The 18,701-nt window shown below is 43.6% G+C and carries 19 protein-coding genes; 6 read left to right on the forward strand and 13 right to left on the reverse strand.

From position 1 onward, the window contains the following. Nucleotides 1–103 precede the first annotated feature (103 nt). From DWZ61_RS05545 to DWZ61_RS05560, 4 genes are all read left to right on the forward strand, one after another. Nucleotides 104–493, forward strand: coding sequence for a transposase (locus DWZ61_RS05545; RefSeq protein ID WP_118537743.1), 390 nt, complete (start codon nt 104–106; stop codon nt 491–493). After that, nucleotides 487–828, forward strand: a complete 342-nt coding sequence (tnpB, locus tag DWZ61_RS05550; protein WP_118537744.1) for an IS66 family insertion sequence element accessory protein TnpB — start codon at nt 487–489, stop codon at nt 826–828. Before DWZ61_RS05545 ends, tnpB begins: the two co-directional genes overlap by 7 nt. A gap of 120 nt (nt 829–948) precedes the next feature. Next, nucleotides 949–2,559 carry an IS66 family transposase gene (locus tag DWZ61_RS05555; RefSeq protein ID WP_118537745.1) on the forward strand — a complete coding sequence of 537 codons (1,611 nt, stop codon included), beginning with the start codon at nt 949–951 and terminating at the stop codon, nt 2,557–2,559. A 162-nt stretch (nt 2,560–2,721) separates the two neighbouring features. Further along, on the forward strand, nt 2,722–3,291 hold the full coding sequence (locus tag DWZ61_RS05560; protein ID WP_118537746.1) for a TetR/AcrR family transcriptional regulator: 570 nt from the start codon (nt 2,722–2,724) through the stop codon (nt 3,289–3,291). On the opposite strand, the gene DWZ61_RS05565 is transcribed toward DWZ61_RS05560, so the two are convergent. The 6 genes from DWZ61_RS05565 to DWZ61_RS05590 all read right to left on the reverse strand — a co-directional run bounded on the left by DWZ61_RS05565 (nt 3,266) and on the right by DWZ61_RS05590 (nt 8,855). Next, nucleotides 3,266–3,964, reverse strand: coding sequence for a hypothetical protein (locus DWZ61_RS05565; protein ID WP_118537747.1), 699 nt, complete (start codon nt 3,962–3,964; stop codon nt 3,266–3,268). The two genes, DWZ61_RS05560 and DWZ61_RS05565, sit on opposite strands and share 26 nt — an antisense overlap. A gap of 167 nt (nt 3,965–4,131) precedes the next feature. Further along, a complete protein-coding gene (locus DWZ61_RS05570) occupies nt 4,132–4,614 on the reverse strand; it encodes a low molecular weight protein-tyrosine-phosphatase (RefSeq protein ID WP_118537748.1) in 483 nt (160 codons plus the stop codon). A gap of 155 nt (nt 4,615–4,769) precedes the next feature. Next, nucleotides 4,770–5,696: a hypothetical protein gene (locus tag DWZ61_RS05575; protein WP_118537749.1), complete on the reverse strand. Its 927-nt coding sequence runs from the start codon at nt 5,694–5,696 to the stop codon at nt 4,770–4,772. A 77-nt stretch (nt 5,697–5,773) separates the two neighbouring features. Continuing rightward, the gene (locus DWZ61_RS05580; protein WP_118537750.1) at nt 5,774–6,673 is read right to left on the reverse strand and encodes a hypothetical protein; all 900 of its coding nucleotides are present in this window, start codon (nt 6,671–6,673) and stop codon (nt 5,774–5,776) included. A gap of 101 nt (nt 6,674–6,774) precedes the next feature. Beyond that, nucleotides 6,775–7,095, reverse strand: coding sequence for a nucleotide pyrophosphohydrolase (locus DWZ61_RS05585; RefSeq protein ID WP_118537751.1), 321 nt, complete (start codon nt 7,093–7,095; stop codon nt 6,775–6,777). A gap of 2 nt (nt 7,096–7,097) precedes the next feature. Further along, on the reverse strand, nt 7,098–8,855 hold the full coding sequence (locus tag DWZ61_RS05590) for a DUF2075 domain-containing protein (RefSeq protein ID WP_118537752.1): 1,758 nt from the start codon (nt 8,853–8,855) through the stop codon (nt 7,098–7,100). 633 nt (nt 8,856–9,488) lie between these two features. Here DWZ61_RS05590 and DWZ61_RS05595 point away from each other — a divergent pair. After that, on the forward strand, nt 9,489–9,680 hold the full coding sequence (locus DWZ61_RS05595) for a hypothetical protein (protein ID WP_118537753.1): 192 nt from the start codon (nt 9,489–9,491) through the stop codon (nt 9,678–9,680). Nucleotides 9,681–9,713: 33 nt separating this feature from the next. Further along, nucleotides 9,714–10,406 (forward strand): reverse transcriptase family protein, encoded by a 693-nt coding sequence (locus tag DWZ61_RS05600; RefSeq protein ID WP_243026358.1) that lies wholly within the window; start codon nt 9,714–9,716, stop codon nt 10,404–10,406. 706 nt (nt 10,407–11,112) lie between these two features. On the opposite strand, the gene DWZ61_RS05605 is transcribed toward DWZ61_RS05600, so the two are convergent. The 7 genes from DWZ61_RS05605 to DWZ61_RS05635 all read right to left on the reverse strand — a co-directional run bounded on the left by DWZ61_RS05605 (nt 11,113) and on the right by DWZ61_RS05635 (nt 18,695). Further along, nucleotides 11,113–11,610 (reverse strand): DNA-deoxyinosine glycosylase, encoded by a 498-nt coding sequence (locus tag DWZ61_RS05605; RefSeq protein WP_118537754.1) that lies wholly within the window; start codon nt 11,608–11,610, stop codon nt 11,113–11,115. Then, complete coding sequence (locus tag DWZ61_RS05610) at nt 11,597–12,820, reverse strand: acyltransferase (RefSeq protein WP_118537755.1); 1,224 nt, start codon at nt 12,818–12,820, stop codon at nt 11,597–11,599. The genes DWZ61_RS05605 and DWZ61_RS05610 overlap by 14 nt, the downstream gene beginning before the upstream one ends. A 36-nt stretch (nt 12,821–12,856) precedes the next feature. Beyond that, on the reverse strand, nt 12,857–14,071 hold the full coding sequence (gene pncB / locus DWZ61_RS05615) for a nicotinate phosphoribosyltransferase (RefSeq protein ID WP_118537756.1): 1,215 nt from the start codon (nt 14,069–14,071) through the stop codon (nt 12,857–12,859). 54 nt (nt 14,072–14,125) lie between these two features. Continuing rightward, a complete protein-coding gene (locus DWZ61_RS05620) occupies nt 14,126–14,701 on the reverse strand; it encodes an isochorismatase family protein (protein WP_117465505.1) in 576 nt (191 codons plus the stop codon). Nucleotides 14,702–14,805: 104 nt separating this feature from the next. Continuing rightward, complete coding sequence (locus DWZ61_RS05625; RefSeq protein WP_117465504.1) at nt 14,806–16,296, reverse strand: AAA family ATPase; 1,491 nt, start codon at nt 16,294–16,296, stop codon at nt 14,806–14,808. Beyond that, nucleotides 16,283–18,052, reverse strand: a complete 1,770-nt coding sequence (locus tag DWZ61_RS05630) for a methyl-accepting chemotaxis protein (RefSeq protein WP_117465503.1) — start codon at nt 18,050–18,052, stop codon at nt 16,283–16,285. Before DWZ61_RS05630 ends, DWZ61_RS05625 begins: the two co-directional genes overlap by 14 nt. After that, nucleotides 18,030–18,695: a YkgJ family cysteine cluster protein gene (locus DWZ61_RS05635; RefSeq protein ID WP_117465502.1), complete on the reverse strand. Its 666-nt coding sequence runs from the start codon at nt 18,693–18,695 to the stop codon at nt 18,030–18,032. Before DWZ61_RS05635 ends, DWZ61_RS05630 begins: the two co-directional genes overlap by 23 nt. Nucleotides 18,696–18,701: the final 6 nt, after the last annotated feature.

An 18,701-nucleotide genomic window follows, 5' to 3' on the forward strand; every position in this document is an offset into this window, starting at 1 on the left:
GTAAGCGCCAAATAATCCCGCGGCTAGCCAACAACCGCCTCTAACTTCATAATCGTAGTTAGACTATTTTACTACAACAACTACAATTATGGAGGACAACATCATGGCAAACACCAGAAAATCTCGAGTTCCAAAGGAAGAACAGTTGAAACTTATCAATGAATGCCGGACCAGTGGCATGACAGACATTGACTGGTGCCGCGAGCACGGCATTGCTGTCAGCACCTTTTACTACTGGGTAAAGCAGCTTCGAAAAGAAGCTGCCCAGATACCGGCACCTGCCTATGGTCATTCTGAGAATCCCCGCCCCAAACAGGACGTGGTTCCCATTGACATAGTACCGGAACGCTTCCCGGTACAGCATACTCCGTACCTTGACAATCCTCATACATTAGAGATCATTCTAGGATCTGCAACGATACGCGTTACCAATGAAACGGATCCCCAGCTGCTTTCCAGAACGCTTCAGATTCTGAAAGGTTCTTTATGTTAGGCGATATTTCAGGGTTGGAACGGATCTACATTGTCTGCGGTTACACCGATATGCGCAAATCTATTGACGGACTTTGTGCAGTCGTGGAAGAACAGCTGAAGCTGGATCCTGCATCCAGTTCTCTGTTTCTGTTCTGTGGCAGACGCCGGGACCGGATCAAGGCCTTGTACCGCGATGCAGATGGTTTTGTACTGATCTATAAAAAGCTGACAGTGCATGGCGGATACCAGTGGCCGAGGAAACACTCTGAGGTCAGAAATCTGACCTGGAGAGAGTTTGACTGGCTCATGTCCGGTATCGATATCGACCAGCCCAAAGCCCTGAAACAGGAATAAAAACATGCACAGAAAAATGCCTGCAAACCGCATATTTTCGGCATTTTTCAAGAGTGATTTTCCTTTAGGAAGACTGCTTTTTCTGGTATAATAAAGGTATCAAAACCAAGGAGAAAAAGCGTGGCTTCCAGTGCAAAAGACATTCAGCTGCGAGAGCTGAAGGATACCATTTCACAACTGAATACGATAATGTCCGAGCAGACAGAACTGATCCGTTCCCTCAGAACGATCATTGAGGAAAAGACTGCCCATGAGATGGTGCTTCAGGAACAGGTGGACTATCTGACGAAAAAACTTTTCGGCTCTTCCAGCGAAAAGACACCGGCTGATATTCCCGGACAGTTGAATCTGTTTAATGAAGCTGAAGTTTACCAGGATCCGGAACTTCCGGAAGAAGACTGCAGCCGGGAGCCACGTCCACGGAAGAAAAAAGCTACCCATGCGGAACTTTTTAAAGGTCTCAAGGTTCATAAGGAAGTAATACCGCTGGATGAAGAAGATAAAGTCTGTCCGGTATGCGGTAGCCCGATGGAACGTATCGGAGAAGAATACGTCCGCAGGGAACTCGTTTTTACTCCTGCCAAATGTGAAGTTTATGAATACTACACGGAAAGCTATGGTTGCCCTGACTGTAAGGAAGGAAAGGGCGATACGGAAAAGTCTGTGATCGTCAAATCCAAAGTACCGCCCGCACTTATTGGCAAGGGTCCGGCTTCTTCTTCCACGGTTGCATGGACAATCTATCAGAAGTATGCAAACGGCATGCCTCTCTATCGTCAGGAAAAGGACTGGAAAGAGTATGGTGCCGCTGTCAGCAGGACAACCCTTGCGAACTGGATCATCTACAGTGCTGGGCATTATTTCCGGCCACTGTATGATTACTTTCACCGCCAGCTTCTGCTGAGGGAATTTCTCATGGCAGATGAGACCCGGGTACAGGTGCTGAAAGAACCCGGACGCAGTGCAGAAAGCCAGTCCTTCATGTGGCTGTACCGCACCGGGGAAGATGGTCTTCCGGTCATCCTGCTGTATGGATATACCCCGACGAGGAGCGGAGACAATGCAGCAGACTTTCTGGACGGCTTTCAGGGATATCTGGAAACCGACGGTTACCAGGGGTATAACAAGGTATCCGGCATCAAACGGTGCTCCTGCTGGGCACATATCCGCCGATACTTTGTGGATGCGATCCCGAAAGGAAAGCAGCTGGATTACAACCAGCCGGCAGTACAGGGAGTGCATTACTGCGACCGCCTGGCAAGACTGGAAAGCAGCATTTCCGGTAAGTGCGGAACGGATTATGAAAAAAGGAAACAAATGCGTCTCGAGAAGGAAAAACCGGTTCTCGAGGCCTTTTGGACGTGGGTTGACAGCCAGAAGCCAGTCCGCAACACCCGCCTGGATAAAGCACTGACCTATGTGAAGAACCGCAGGGAAACATCCATGACCTATCTGGAGGACGGGCGCTGCAGCTTCACCAATAACCTTAGTGAGAATGCCATCCGACCTTTTACAGTAGGACGTAAGAACTGGCTGTTCAGTGATTCCGTAGAAGGTGCAGAAGCCAGTGCGATTGCCTACACGATGGTAGAGATGGCGAAGGCACACAACCTGAACATTTATCAATACCTCAGCTACGTTCTGGAACAAAGGCCGAATGAAAACTGGAGTGATGAACAGCTTGCAGAGTTGGCACCCTGGAGTGAAAAACTCCAAACTCTAAAAATGTGAGAATGAATTTGTAGCAAAATACTCCAACCGAAAATAGGTTGGGGTAAATTTATAGGTACCGCCGGATTATTTGGCGCTTACATTATTTTAGAAAAAATTCAGATTTGTATTACATATAGGAAATGATTTCTTCTTTTCCCGGAAAGGCTGGTGGATTGTCTTATGGAAAAAATGGATCGCCGTGTGCGCAAGACAAGAGCTCTCTTATTACAGGGGCTGGTAAAAATGTTAGAAACCCATGATATTCAGGATATCTCCGTCAAGGAGCTGACTGAACTGGTGGATATCAACCGCGGAACCTTTTATCTGCATTATGATGATATCTACGATATGCTCCATAAAATCGAGGATGAAATGTTCCTGGAATTTAATGAAATCATGGAGCAGAAACCGGTCGTTACCAATTCTCTGGCCTCTCAGGGGCCGTTGTTGGAATTCTTCCATTTTCTGGACCGAAACAGGGATCTGGCCAAGGTCATGATCGGCCCTCATGGGGATCTGGCTTTCGTCAATCGTCTGAAAGATCAGATTGAAAAGCGCACCCTCCAGGTTCTGGAAAGTGCGCAATCCGATGCCAACTATAAATATCTCTGCTCCTTCATCATCACCGGCTGTGTCGGTGTCGTAGAGACCTGGCTGAAAGAATCCAATCCCCAGTCTCCGGAAGAAATGGCAGAAATTCTGGGAACCATGCTCTTACGTCAGCTTAATTTTGCTCCGGAACCTGCATAGGCTGTGTCGACTCCGGCACGCCTACGCTCAATGAAGTCACTGTCTCACCATCCAGGAAGAAGGATACGGTATCGCCTACCTGAAGTTCATCCAGAGTGGCATCTTCTCCGTCAATCGTAATGATCGTATCGTCATTGACTGTGATAGTCATAGTATCTCCGCTGAGAGTTAAGGTCATCTCATCTAGCATGTCTTTCTCAGGTTTCTGACCGTTCGGTGTTTCTCCGTTGGGGGCGCTGCCATTGCCATCAGAAGTCTGGCCGTTCGGCTTTTCTCCGCTGGGAGCTTCGCCGGTAGGGGCTTCACCATTGGGCGCGCCACCGTTGCCGTCAGGAGCCTGGCCATCCGGCTTTTCTCCGCTGGGTGCCTCACCAACAGGTGCTTCACCCTCCGGAGCTTCCGGCTTCTCTGCCAGTGCGATGGAGATCACATTGCCGTCAATCGCTGTAATCTGACCAAGATAAGATTCTACCTTCTCTTCACTGCTCTCTACAGTATTCTGCTCCGTCGTACTCTCCGATGCGATCGTCTCTTTATTTTCCGATGCTTCCGTGCTTGCTGCACTCGCAGTGGTTGATCCGCCACAGGCTGTAAATCCTGTCATCACCATAGCAGCTGTCAACACTGCACACATTACCTTTGTATTCACCTGGGGTAAATTCCATCTTCTCATATTCTCATTCCTCCTGTTCCATTAAAAATCTTGTGAACATTTCTTTCCCCTTATCTGCCTCTTATGATAAAGGACATCTGCGAAGGAATTGTGAGAAAAATGTGGTGATTCTGTGAACTTTTCACGCATGACACATTTGTCATATGTACAGTGTTGGCAGTGTCAGATCATGTGTCGATTTTGCTGTTTTGTTGTAAATATTCAAGGAACGCGGTACAGCCTTCCAGAACGTCATCGTAGGTCGTCCCAAACTCTCCCGTGTACCATGGATCCGAAATATCCCGTTCCGATCCCGCATAGGAAAGTAGCTTCGCTACTTTCCCCTCCGGATCTCCCCCGAATATCCGCAGCATGTTGCGGATATTCGCACCATCCATACCAATCAGATAATCATATTCCGCATAATCCGCTCTCGTCACCTGTCTGGCCCGCTTCCCCTCACAGGAGATCCCATGCCTCGCCAGCTCCGCCTTCGCCGGCGGATACACCGGATTCCCGATGCCGTTCCAGATTTCCTCTGTGCTGGTGGCCGCGGAGGCGATCTGGAAGCGGGCGGTGAGTCCGGCATCGGATACTAATTTTTTCATTACGAATTCCGCCATGGGGGAACGACAGATGTTGCCATGGCAGATGAAAAGGACTTTTATCATAGTTATTGTTTACTCCTTTTTGTCCGGAAACACCCTGTTTTGCGAGGTTTTCTGGGGTTATGGTAAAATGCTGTGAAATTACAGATTGTGGCAAATCAGGGCAGAACTTAGCAAGTTGTTACTACCTGTTAGTAGTAAAATGAAAAAGATTACTACTAAGGATTTTGTTTTTTATTCCTATATAATCGTACCAAAAACAAAATATTAGCCGCAGCCAAATGCAATGCATAATCGGTGTATTCGTCTGATATAGTAATAATCTGATTTCCTTGTCCATGTCCAGCTACTTTATTTCTTACAACAGGTAATCCTGTTTCCAATGTTGTTCGTATACTTGTCAAATGCGCATTCATATAGCTTGGATAAAAACCATTGTTTTCTAAAATTGCAATTAGTTTCTGTGCCGTATCCTTGTTTTTATCATATACATATCCCTGTTTATCACAAATGATTTTCATTGTGCTTTCAAAAGCTTTCTCTGCCTCTAATATTGCATTTTTATTATCACCTTTTCGTCTTTTTTCATAAGCATTTCTTATCTCATCTTCAGCGCCTTCGAAGCCTTCTTCGAGCAATAATTTTAAAGCTGGTTTTACAGCTGTTTTATGCAAAAAAGTACTATCAATAGTAATAATCTGTGAATTGACAAACTCATATCCCAAATTATGCTGTTTAAATCGATAATTCAACTCAACGATTGCATCATTTATTGCGCCATCTGCATCATAATCATATTTGTATTTTGGTTTTATAGTACGTAGCTTTTTATCAATCAAGTAAAAGAAATAATCTATTGCATCCAAAAAGTCAATATCATCACAATCTTTAAAATATTCTTCTATACTGGATTTTCCATAACCCTTTTGCAGTTTACCATATCCCATGCCCTTCAATCCCTTTTCTCTGCAAAAATTTTCCTCGAAAATATCCCACAAATTTTCATCATATGTTGAATATGGCTCTAAAACATCTTCTAAAATATAAAAAACCTGATTTCTAAAAGCTGATGGAAAACTATTATATATAAATACTTCCGGTTCTCCGTCTGCATTCTTAATTCTCTTTGATAATAATTCGTACATACCTTCTCCTTTCTTATATTCCAGAGTGCCTCATAAATGCTAATATCAATTAATACGCTCTTGCCTATTAGTAAAAATCATATTAATCCCGAATCAAGCAATTCATAGGGACATGTTAATTTTCTCATCCATTCTCTAGTTTCATGGTTGCTATCTTTATTATAAATAAATACTCTCACTTTTAATTTTGTATTAATTATATGAATTAAGCTATCATCGCCATATGGTGACATTCCAAAAATATCCAGTTCATCAACATTCTTTATGTCTTCATATAATTTTTGTTTCTTAATAAGATACAAATCATCTGCTGGGAATAATCTATTTGATGGATATATTCCTTCTACGCAAATTAAATGTTCTTTAATAACCGCTGACGGAGCAAAAATTATATCTGATAAATTTACTATTTGAACCTTATTATTTCTTGCTACTTTTTCAACAGCTTCCCTGTATTTATCATAACTCATACGGAGACTACTAACTAGCACATTAATATTTTCATGGATTGCATCCAAGTCTACTCTTCCATGTAACGGTACCGCAATATGGTTATAATCCCAAAATTCATAATAATTCAGTGTAAATACCATATCATATACAGAAAAATCCGGCAGCTGGTCTACCTTGTAATTTACTTTCTTTTTACCATTTTCATCTAGAAAAATTGTAGTAATAGCAATGCATGTCAACAAATCCTGCAATCGGATATCATCATTTGTAGACCATTTGCTCCCGATTTTGTCACAAATATATTTGTAGACTGTACCTGCTAATGTTTCAATTCCTCTGTTACTTGAATTCAACAATACATCAACTATTTCATCTTCATATATCGTAATATCAAATGTTGCCTCAAAAACCGGTTTGTATTTTCTTATATTCTCTATAAAACGCCGCCAAATGTTATCGACTGAAAAAGAATCAACTCCTATTCTACTATTTATTCCATTCCCCAAAAGCAATCCTTTTTTCATCCTAATCCCCTTTTCCTGTATAAAACCAACATCCACTTCATAAATAACAGAATAATAATGCGTATTTAAACTTCCCCATGTATCACAACTTTTAGTTCTATTTATAGTTTATCATATTTTGCCGCACTTCCCTTTGCCTTCTCCACCGGATACTTCGCCTCGTTCTGATCCATCTTCATATTTACGATCTCATCCGCATCCAGCCCCAGCTTATCCAGCAAATTCTGGCTATATACAATAACATCCGCAAGTTCTTCTTTTACATGCTGTAAATCATAGTCTTTATCAGACCACTGAAAGCATTCCAAAAGCTCTGCTGCCTCAATTACAATTGATTTTGCAAGGTTTTCCGGTGAATGAAACTGATCCCAGTCTCTATCCTCTGTGAATTTTCTGATTCTGTCTATCGTTTCCTGTTTCATATTTACTTTGTCTCTCCTCTTTGGGTTGCCCTTTTTAATGCCTCTCTAAGTTCATCGTCACAAGCATAAATAAACATTCCATTTACACCACGGGTCATCAAAACACGAACTGCATGTTGAATCAATATTTCTCCAAATTTTTGTTTTGAACCATCTGATAATGTTCTGTTTTGAATCGCCTTATCATTACAGCTTTTTTCGGTGTCATATATTACTTTTCCATTTCTGTATTTAACAGAAGGTCCCAGAATAACTCCGGCATAATTTAAATCAAATCCCTGAATTGTAAAAGTAGAACCCACTTCATTGATTGTCTGTGGTTGTTCTGCCCAGGCTAAATCTTTAATCTGTCTCTTTTCTTTTTGGGAAAGTTCTGACTTTAATTCTCTATTCCAGGGTTTATGCCATGCTCCGATTTCTACTTCCCAATATTTTCTAAATCTTCTTTTCGCTTTGCTACTATATTCCCAGTCATAAGTTGCGATCAAACGTGATAATGCCGAATCCGTTTTCTTTGCCTTTTCCGTAATTTCCAGATCCAGTTGTTCCGGATCATCAAAAACCTTGATTGTATATCCATCAACTGTTTCCGGAAGTTTTTTGATCTCGTTTCTTTTTGTAAACGAATCGATCCAGTCCATCGTTTCCGGACCTGCCTGCATCCGAAGCTGTTTATCCAATATAATGTGATTATTGGTTGCTTCTGCCTGCTTTCGGTACTTTTCCAAAATCTGTGCTTCCCAAAACTGTTCCGTCGTGAGTATCTGATATTCATCAAACATCACCACAGTAACTCTTGCCCGCTCTATGATATCCTGAAGCTGATTTTTTCCTCTATAAGATTGCTTACCCTGTGTCAGCAATAAGTGTGCCTCATCTATAAATGCAACATCTACCGGATCATCTGCTGAATGGGTATTAATAAACGATGTGGGCTTGCTGACAACATTTCCATATTTTTCTGTTAATCCAAGTCTCTCCGCTATCTGCTCATATACCTTTATCTGTTCATCATGGTTTACAAGCATATAGCATCGTATACTGGTTTTATTTTCTTCTGCCCGGCAATATAATTCATAAAATGTACTGCTATTCAAAACAGTCTTACCTGTTCCTGCCTCACCATCAATAAAGATCAGCTGCTTTGTTTTTCCCTTAGAAAGAGCGTCCGTGACTTTCTGTATGATCAATTCTCTTGCATTTTCCTGATCCTCAGTCAACTTGTGCAGTGGTGAAGCCTTATATATCGCCGAATCTTTAATTGCACTCTCTGAGGGAAATAGTTCCTTATTTTCCTTCCGAAGACCTCTCCATATTTTACTGAATATTTCATCCAGCTCTTCCATCGGGTAATAACCCTTCTGCGGATTATCTCTCAAATTATGTACATGCCTTACATGATCAGCGCTCATCATATAGTGCATTAACCGATTTTCAATATCCAATGTCAATGATTTATTAAAATGTTCGTGTCCAATAATGAACAAGCTGGAATCCTTTTCCAATAATTTACTCTGCCATTGTGTTCTGTCATTCGCTGTATCATAGTGTTGGCGTGTTCTTTTAAAGATATTATTGGACTCCCCTACATACACCTCAAAATCACCGGAGTCTTTCCAGTTATGTATATAAACTGTGGGAAAATCCATAATGATTTTCCGTGTTTTCTCATCTTCGGAAGGAAGTGAAACAGTTTCAAAGAAATCTAATGATTCACTGTTGTCTTTTATCTGTCTTATAATTGGTTTTGCAACTGCCATCGTAAATCCCCTTTTCCAATATCTTCTGCTTTATAGCTCTTTAATTCTCGTATATTTTTACCTTATTTATTCCTATTTCATCAATCATCTTAATCTCATATTCATGATATTCCATAAAAGTTCTATTAGTCAATATAACGATTACTATTTCATGCCTGTCATTCGCTTTATTTTTATCCCTTGCCAATAGAGTATCATATCTGACAGCACTTGCTTCCTTAGATAAAATAAAAAGCCAGTAGGGAACAAGCGTTCTTTTTCGATTGATTTTTTTATATTAGTGCTGTATAATATTATTGCCAGTGTAAATAGCAGATTTACTCCCATTTGGTTCGTCTAAGACGAATGGTACATATTGACTACTCAATATGTATTTTTAAGGACGCGACTGCATCTCACAGTCTATGCCGCCCATATCCCCTAAGAGTACCAAGTCTGTACCGCAGTTCCCGGAGAGGGGGCTTAGGTGGTGCTATACTTACTTTTTTCGCATCATAAACGTATATAAGTGCTCATAGGGAGAAGAAATATGCTGGTGTGAGAACAATAGATATACGCTATAACAATCTCTTTGTTATTTGAGGATTAGGGAGACTCCTATATGGAGCCAATAATAACAAGGAGGTGATCTCTATGAAAAAGAAAGCGGATAAACCTAATGTTACTATAAATGTCAACATACTTAGTAACATTAAACTTGATGGCAAATCTTTAATCTGCATCATTATCGCTATTATTTGTCTTACACTGGTTATGTCTATTTGTGATCCTACTACTCGTGCTGAATTTATTCGTTTATTTATCAGCATAGTACGCAATTGCTAAACACCAGCATTTAATTTGAAATGAGGGAATTTTATGATTAACCCTATTCATTCGAACCTATATAAACTAACTTCAAAGAAATATTTATTGAGTTTATTACATATCCACAACAGGCAATTTTTAAAACAATCTTATGTTTCCAAACAAATTTCTCCATATATACAAACAGATCCCAAACCTCGTTTAATTGAAGTTCCTTCTGAAGAACTAAAAACCATTCAACGACATATTAAAAATGAATTAAATAAAATCATTGTTCCAGCTAATATTTTTTCTGGGATAAAAGGGAAATCATATATAGGAAATGCAAAACTACATAGCGGTAATAAATATGTCTTCAAAATTGATTTGTGTGCCTTTTTTCCTTGTATCACACGCAATACTGTATACAATTTTTTTATAGAGTCACTAAAAACCTCTCCTGATATTGCAAATATTTTAACTAATTTGTTGACAGTAGACTTGTCAAAATGTAGCATTGAAAACGTTGAATCTGTAAATGCTTTTTTAATATCAAAGAAAATTAAAACACCAAACCATTTAATCTCCGGGTCTCCCGCAAGTCAGATATTATCTTATTTGGTGAACCATAAAATGTTTGATTCTTTACAGAATTTTTGTGATAAAAATAATATTACTATGTCCGTGTATGTTGATGACGTCACCTTTTCTTCACAACACATAATTTCTCATACTCAAAAACAAGTAATATATAAAATTTTATAAAAAACTTATACCGACTTTCACGTAACAAAGTAAAATACTATACCAAAAAATATCCTAAGCTTATCACTGGTGTCGTTATATCGTCTAATGGAAACTTAAAAATCAAAAATTCATTAAGTCTTAATGTAATCAGTGAATGGAAATACTTTAGTCAGAATCCAAAAAATCTTCAGTCAAAGGCCCGATTGCAAGGACTTCTGATTGCCGCACGCCAAAGTGAACCTGCAAAATTCCAAAATATCTATAACTTAATCCGCGAGGCAAGTATTCCATTTTCTTAAATTTAAAATTTACATTCCGATTTATTCATTGCAAACAAATATCAAAATTATCTGCAAATTATCTTCCTCGGAACGTCAATTTGTATTTTAGACAATCATACTTTACTAAATTATATTTTACTATATATTCTATTTTTGCTAGCTTTTCTCTAAACTTTTACACTCGCCTATGGCATTTCTCCACCAGACAATGCTACGATACATATCTGCTACTGTCGTCCTTCCTTAAAACGACTACATACTAAACATGACCGATATATGTATTTCCCATAAAAAACAGACCGCGCATCCTTATTAGATGCGCGGTCTGTTCTATACGATAATCCCCTTTTGCTTTTGATACCTTTGGTATCATTTCTTAAATTATATAAAACATCTCATGAATTGTCAATAGTACTTTCATTTTTTTGTCGTTTTTTCAAAAATTATAAAAGTACTATCGTCTCCCGCCACACTTCGCACAAACTCTCCAGCCTCCATGCCGCATTGGCCGGGCTGGTGGAGGGCAGCACCGTGGCTTCTATGCCGGTCAGGGGCAGCTGATATTTTCGATAAAGCTCTCCTGCTTTGTTACCGTTGGCATAGATCCGCGTGATCTGTGATTCCGCCAGGATCCTTCGAATATCCGTCGGCTCCACATTGCGGATGCTACTGTCGCTGGATCCCTTAATATCGCAGCTCTGGATCACATCCCATATGGCGATATGGTGGGTCAGCAGCATTTTCTTTTTCTCCTCTATGGTCTCCGGCACCGGTTCCCCGCACAGATCTGCCATCACTTTCCAGAAACGGTTCTGCTTATGTCCGTAATAAAAATGGTTCTCCCGGGATTTCACAGAGGGCAATGTCCCCAGGATCAGCACCAGCGAATCCGCATCGTACACCGGTGCAAACGTGTGCTCAATATGTTCATATTCTGTCATGCTGTTTTCCTTCTTCCTTATGGCTGTCCCTGTCTTTCAGCAGATATCGGGCCGCAGGAATTTCCACGATCAGAGTAACCGCTACCGCCACCGCCGCAGACACCACGATAATCAGTATCTGATATTTCCACTGCCATACACGGTCACCTGTCATATTTGGCGGCGTATCCCCGCTCCAATAAGGAATTCTTTTTTCTTTCAGCCAGACGGCGATCATCTGATGCCAGAGATACAGATTATAGGAAAATTTGCAAAAAAGTGATGCCACTCGGTTGGAATATAGTTTCTGATAATATTCTCCCGCACAGGCTGTGCTGAAAAGGAACAATGCAAACAGGAACGACTGCACCAGCCTGCTCTGCAGCTGAACTGCCTGCAGATTCACATCCCCATCGTATTTATGAATCACCCCGTTCATCAGAAAAATGCACAAAACAGAGAGCACTGTTCCTGCCAGCTGCGAATATTTATTTTCTGTCACGTATTTCTTCCACATGACATACAGGATGCAGCAAAGCATGCCATTGGCATAGATTCCCATAAACGTCAGAATATTATTTCCATAATTTCTCTCTTTTCCCGCAAAACAGTTCAGAATTACCGCAGTACTTGTAACGGAAATCATCAACATCACACTATAAGTGGCAAAGGCCCACTTGCGGAACAATCTTGCGATCCACGGCAGCAGCAGATAATAGATTACTTCCATCTGTACCGTCCACAACACACCGTTAAAAGAGGTGGATATATAAGTGTCCGACCAGTTTGGTGCAACGCAAAATACATGTGTTACAATATCTTTGCACAATGCCCCCACATTCCGATATTTATGCCAAGGTAAAATATAAAAAACCAGATCGATCGTCAGCATAAAATAGTAAGAAGGCAATATTCTTGCTGCCCTCTTTCTGTAAAATCTCTTCGTATCCGGCCAGTCCTCTCCCAGAACAATAGATCTGGCATAGGGATAAAAATTGCAGAACGCGCTGAGCAGAATCATCATATCCACAAAAACGAATCCATATCTGACCCATCCAGCTAGGTTGATCTCCGTGAGTCCAATATATTTTGTGTACTCTGTTGGAATCCGAAGATACGGTGTCAGCCATGTCTGCTGCCAGAAATGAAACCACACTACCATCCCGATGGCTATGGCACGGATTCCATCCAGCACACCGATTCTGTTTTCTATTCTGTTTTTTTCATCCATGCTGTATTCCCGCCGTTTCTGATTTTCTGCTGCTTCCTATCTGTCATGTTCCAGTCTCCATCTGATACATCTGGTGAGATAATCCACGTAATCCGCATTCTTACACATTTCCTTGCCGGGAGTATCGGAGATCTTTGCCACATCCATGCCGTTGCAGGCAGTGGTCTTCATGACAATATTCAACGGTTCCTCGCAGGTATCATTGGCAATATAGGTTCCGATACCGAAAGCCACCGTCACCCTGTCCCGGAATGCCTTACGCAGTTCATCTGCCCGTGCAAAGTCCAGACTGTCACTGAACAGCAGGGTCTTGCGCTTCGGGTCAATCCCCAGAGATTCATAATGAGATATCAGCTTCTCCCCCCATGCAAAGGGATCCCCACTGTCATGCCGCACGCCGGAAAACAGAGTGGAATAGGTCAGCTGGAAATCTTTCAGGAAACAATCTGTGGTGATCGTATCCGTCAAAGCAATTCCGTTCAAAATGCCATACTCTTTCACCCAGGCATCCAGGGCATACCAGTTGGAATATGCCGGATTGTGCTTGTGATTGCCCTGCCCGGTACACATGATCCATTCATGGGCCATAGTGCCTACCGGTGTCACGTTCCATTTCTTTGCCAGATAGACATTGGAGGTACCAATGCAGGCGGAGTCCTTATAATCCTTATTGTGACCCACCAGCTCCTGTACTGCCAGTTCCTGTGCCTCTGCAGAGAGACGGCGTCTCAGACCGAATTCACTGAAATTTCCAAGGCAATACGTTCCGTCCACCAGCTTCTGTAGCTTGTCTGCCAGACGCTCCCGGAAGGAGGCATACAGCTTCTCATAGTCATAATTCATACGGAAAAATACTTCATTAACAATAGCCAGCGTTGGAATTTCATACATGGAGGTATTCAGCCAGGAGCCCTTCGTCTCGATAGTCAGGCCACAGTCTGCCTCTGTGCCGATCTCAAAATCCTCATATCTGGGCTGCCACAGCCGTAGGAAATCCACATAGGAACCCTTGATCCATTTTACGTTTTCCAGATAAGCCAGTTCTTCTTCCGTAAAACGTAAGTCACAATAGGCCCGGATCTGCGCCTTGATTTCTTCTACCATTTCAGATGTGAAAAATACATCTGTATTCCTGCATTTGAAGGTCCAGGTAGTCTTATAAGCGCTGAACTGGTGGTAGATACACTGTCCCATAGAGAACTTGTACATATCATTTTCCAGTAAGCTGTTGATGATCTGTGGTAATTGCATGATTTTATCCTCTTTCTCTCTTAGATTCACAACTGTGTAAATATGATATGTTCTCTAAATCACATCCGCCTGGATCGGTCCCATAGCTGCGATGGCCGTCTGGTGCGTCTGGGGTGTCACACAGGCACAGGCCTTCTCAATGACACACACTCTCGCTTCCGGTACAAATGCCTTTGCCATGACCACATTGCTTAACACACAGATTCCGGTGCAGAATCCGGTAAAATCCACTTCCATGGGATATTCACCCCCTGCTGCCTCTCCTGCTGCCGTCACCTCTTCCCAGATTGCCTTCAGCGTATTCCCAAAATCCAGACTGCCAAAAGTAGGCTTTTTCACCGTAAGGATCTGTTCCGGCGCATAATGCTCCTGTACCGCCTTCATGATATCCGGATGGATCTTATATCCTTCTGTGCCTTCCTGTCCGTGCAGAACGGGCAGACGCTTTCCTTCCTGGGTGTGCAGATAATCCGCCGTATGGGTATCCTTTGTAAAGATCACCTTGTAGTATTCCCCGCTTTCTGCTGCCGCAACGATATACTTTACCGCCGCCTCGCACTCCTTGTTTCCCAGCGCCCCGGTGATGAATTCGTTCTGTGCATCCGTGATCACTAATACTTTCTTTGTCATGTCCCTCTCCTCTACTCGTTTTTCTATAATGATGCCGGGGCAAAAGCCCCCGACTTTGCACAAAAAGCAGGCAACCGCATCCTGCGACTACCTGCTTCTATTACTTATAGAAATAATTTCTTCACTTTTTCTGCATCAAATACAACTTCCTTTACCCCGTCCACTTCGATCTGATACAGGGCATTGGCTGCCAGATGCTCCGCCGCCTGCTCAAGGTCACGGATTCCACTGGTGTTGGAATAGATCTCCACCACCGCATCCAGTCCCTCTTCGGTGAGTGTGCATTCGTCTGCCTGCAGTCCAATCCTTTTCAGCACCTTCGGCAATGCAAATCTGGAGAAAATGATCTTCTTCTCCTCCGGTGTGTAATCCGGGATGTCGATCACTGCAAAACGGGACATTAACGGAGCACTGATCTGCTCCTTGTCATTGGCAGTGGCGATGGGGTAGACACCAAAGGTGGGAACGGTACATTCCATATAGTTGTCCGTGAATCCCAGATTGTCAAGCAATGTCAGAAGCACATCCGCCGGATTGCCGTTACCCTTGCCGTTTGCCGCCTTGTCCAACTCATTGATGATGAATACCAGATTAGACTCTCCCGCCATGGAAAAAGCCTCCATGATAATGCCCGGCTTGGCATTGGCATAGATTCTGGAGCTTCCGGTCAGCTGCTCCGGATCGTTAATGGAACTCATGTCTAATGTTGTCCAGGGCAATTTCAGGATCCTCGCCACCGCATAAGCGATCTGGGATTTACCGGTTCCGGCCGGACCCACCAGAAGCAGTCCGTAAGCCGGTAAGGTGTGGGTACGGTTAATCTGGATAATGGTCTCCATGATCCGCTGCTTGACTCTCTCCATACCGTACAATTCCTCGTCCAGGATCCGTCTGGCTTCCACCGGATCAATGGCTTCGAAGTAATTGCCCTTCCACTGAATGTTCATCATGATGGACAGCGCTCTCTGGGCATGTCTTCTCTCTTCCGGAGACACCTCATGGGATCTGGCCACCGCCAGATTTCTTCTGGCCCACAGGCGGATGTTTTCCGGCATGGTCCTTCCAGCACATGTCATGAAATCGGAGATACTCTGAAGGCTGGTAAGCTTCATATCATCGCCGTCTTCCTCTTCGTCCTCCCCCTGTTCCTCTTCTGCGGGAGCACTGCTGGCGAACAGTCTTTCCATCATGAACTGTAAAAATCCATCTTCTGCCGAAAGCTTGGTTCCGCCGCCAAATGCAGTCTCTCGGATCTTGTATACCGCATAGCCTTCTTCCCGGTTTTCCCCGGAAAGCCGGACATTGATGTGATTTTCTCCTAACCATCTGACGAGGCTTACGAATCTTGCATCGATCTGTAAAATATCGGCATAGGCACTGCTGCCCTCTTCCCTGAATTCGAAATTCGTGCGTTTGTTCTGATTGCCGAAGACACCGATAGCATGGTGCTTCCACGGTTCGCTGCTGTTGTCCAGGATCAGGATCGGCTTTTCGGGACTTGCCGCAGCCTCATTGGAACGGAACATGGTATAGGTGCATACGGGATCCTGCTTCTTCTCATTTTCCGGAATACTGCTGAAATCAAATACCGGCATTGTCAGCCTCCTTTTTTCTCGCCTGAATCTTCTCCTCATCGATCAGCTTGAACTGCTTTACCAGATTGGTCATATTCTCGGACTGAGCCAGCAGTTCCTCACTGGTAGCGGATAATTCTTCTGCTGCCGCAGAGTTGGACTGTACGATCTCGGAGATCTGGTTCACACCGCTCTCCGCCTGATTCATGGCATCTGACTGAGCAGCTGCAATCTGGTTCAGTTCCTCAGAATCCTGTGCGATCCTGCGGACGCCTTCCACGATAACGCTCAACGTCTGGGACGCATGATCCACAGCTTCATTGCCGGCATGGATCTCCTCCAGTGTACCGCCGATCAGCTCTCTGGTATTGACAGCGGACTGCGCACTCTGCTCTGCCAGCTTACCAATCTGGTCTGCCACCACAGCAAAACCTCTTCCGGCCTCCCCCGCTCTGGCTGCCTCAATGGACGCATTTAAGGACAGCAGATTGGTCTGACTGGCAATATCCTCGATCTCACCGATGATGTTGCTGATCTTCTCGGAAGTCTCGTTGATCTGTTCCATGATCTCCATCAGATGATTCATCTCGGTACGGCCTTCATCTGCCTTAGCAGAGTATTCCTGTGCCTGCCTGCTGGAATTCTTGGTATGCTCTGCAGTATTGTCTACCATAGAGGTAATATTAGTAATGGTTGCCTGTAGCTGCTGTACGGCTCCGGCCTGCTCAGTAGCGCCCTCTGCCAGAGACTGTGCGGCATCTGCCAGGCTTCCGGCACCCATGGATACCTGGCCGGATACGGAATTTACATTGTACAATGCTTCGTTCATCTTATATTTGATATCTCTCAGGGCTTCCTTCAATTCATCCAGATCCCCTGCATAGAGATCGGGGTAAAGAAATTTTACCGTCCAGTCACCATTTGCCATGGCATTCAGAGCCTGCTTGATATCCTCAATGATCATTCGCAGATTTTCAGCCATTGCAATGGCGGCACGATTCATCTCTGCCACTTCGTCCTCTGTCTTTACTTCCGGGAACTCTGAAGACAGATCACCTGCAGCAAACCCATCCAGTCTGTCTGCCAGCGCTTTCAGCGGTCCGGCGATTCCTTTGGCTATTCTTTTTCCCGCTTTTTCAGATCCCGCAAAGCCTACTCCGATGATCAGAAGGATTACGATAAAAATAACCACACGGAAAACATTCAGTTTGGCTTCCATGGCATTTCCGTTCGTTACACTGCTGTCCAACAGGCTCGTCATATCTGCATAGACCTGCTGGAACACGGGATCCATCTGTTCGCCTGCCATCTGCTGTGCCTGCATCCGCTTAGCAGAATCGGAAGCTGTTCCCAGTTCCAGTATCTGTGCCTCGATCTGCTGATAAGAAGCTACGCCGTCCTTGATCTGCTGGTAGGTAGCTCTTCCCTCATCCGTGATCATGTCATCTTCCAGGGCACTGATATAGGTATCCAACTGTTCCGCCGTCAGGTCATGGGCATTTTTTGCTGTAGCGATCAGTGTATCGTCATCATAGCCGATGGCGGCACGGGTCTCACTCCGCATCTCCGCGATAACGATCATCGCCTTACCGATGTCACCCTGCGCGAAACCGTAATGCTTCAAGGCGTAGGAATACTGATAACTCACGATTCCCATGGCCACACAGGCGATGACACCCGTCATGCTCAGCAGTATCTTGGTCTTACGAAATACTTTCAATAGGCGCTTCTCAATGGAGAGCTTGTTTAAACTGTTAAATCTGTCCGTTCTGTCCATTCCAATGTTCCATCCTCTCTGTAAACTGTGTGTAAAAATCTATCGTCCCCTCATACGGCAATAAATAAAACAGACGCAGCAGCAGGAGATTTTCTTCCCTCTGTTTCCCTTCGTCTTCTCCTGTCAGTCTTTCTTCCATGGCATGTAACAGGTCATGCCATTGTAAGGTAAATTGCTGATTGCGGGTCAGATCCGGAGTATCGATCCATTTACTGACTTTTATCTTGCTGCGGTTCTCCTTTGCACATTCCCCGGTCTGAAGAAAATAGGAAAATCCTCCATTTTCATAATATCTTCCCAGAGGAAACAGTCTGCAGATTCCGGGACGGTACGGGTGAATACTGCATCGACCCCCTCCGTCCAGATACGCACAGGCTTCCTCTGCTCCCTGCATTTTCAGATTTGGCAGGATCACACCGTCCACCACATTGAGCTCCACCGATGCCGCTAATAGCTCCTGCATGCTTTTCCCCATTCCTGTAGTCATCCGGTACACATCATAGGGATCCAGGATAATGGAATTGCCCATGCCGTGACAACACCGGGAACAGCCATTGCAACCACCGCAATCCGCTTTTACCATATCATTTGCTTTGTATAATCGGCCGTCGGATATCTCCGCAAGGCTTACATTTCGCTTCATATCTTC

The organism is Clostridium sp. AF34-10BH (genome assembly GCF_003478095.1).
Lineage (GTDB): Bacteria > Bacillota > Clostridia > Lachnospirales > Lachnospiraceae > Acetatifactor > Acetatifactor acetigignens.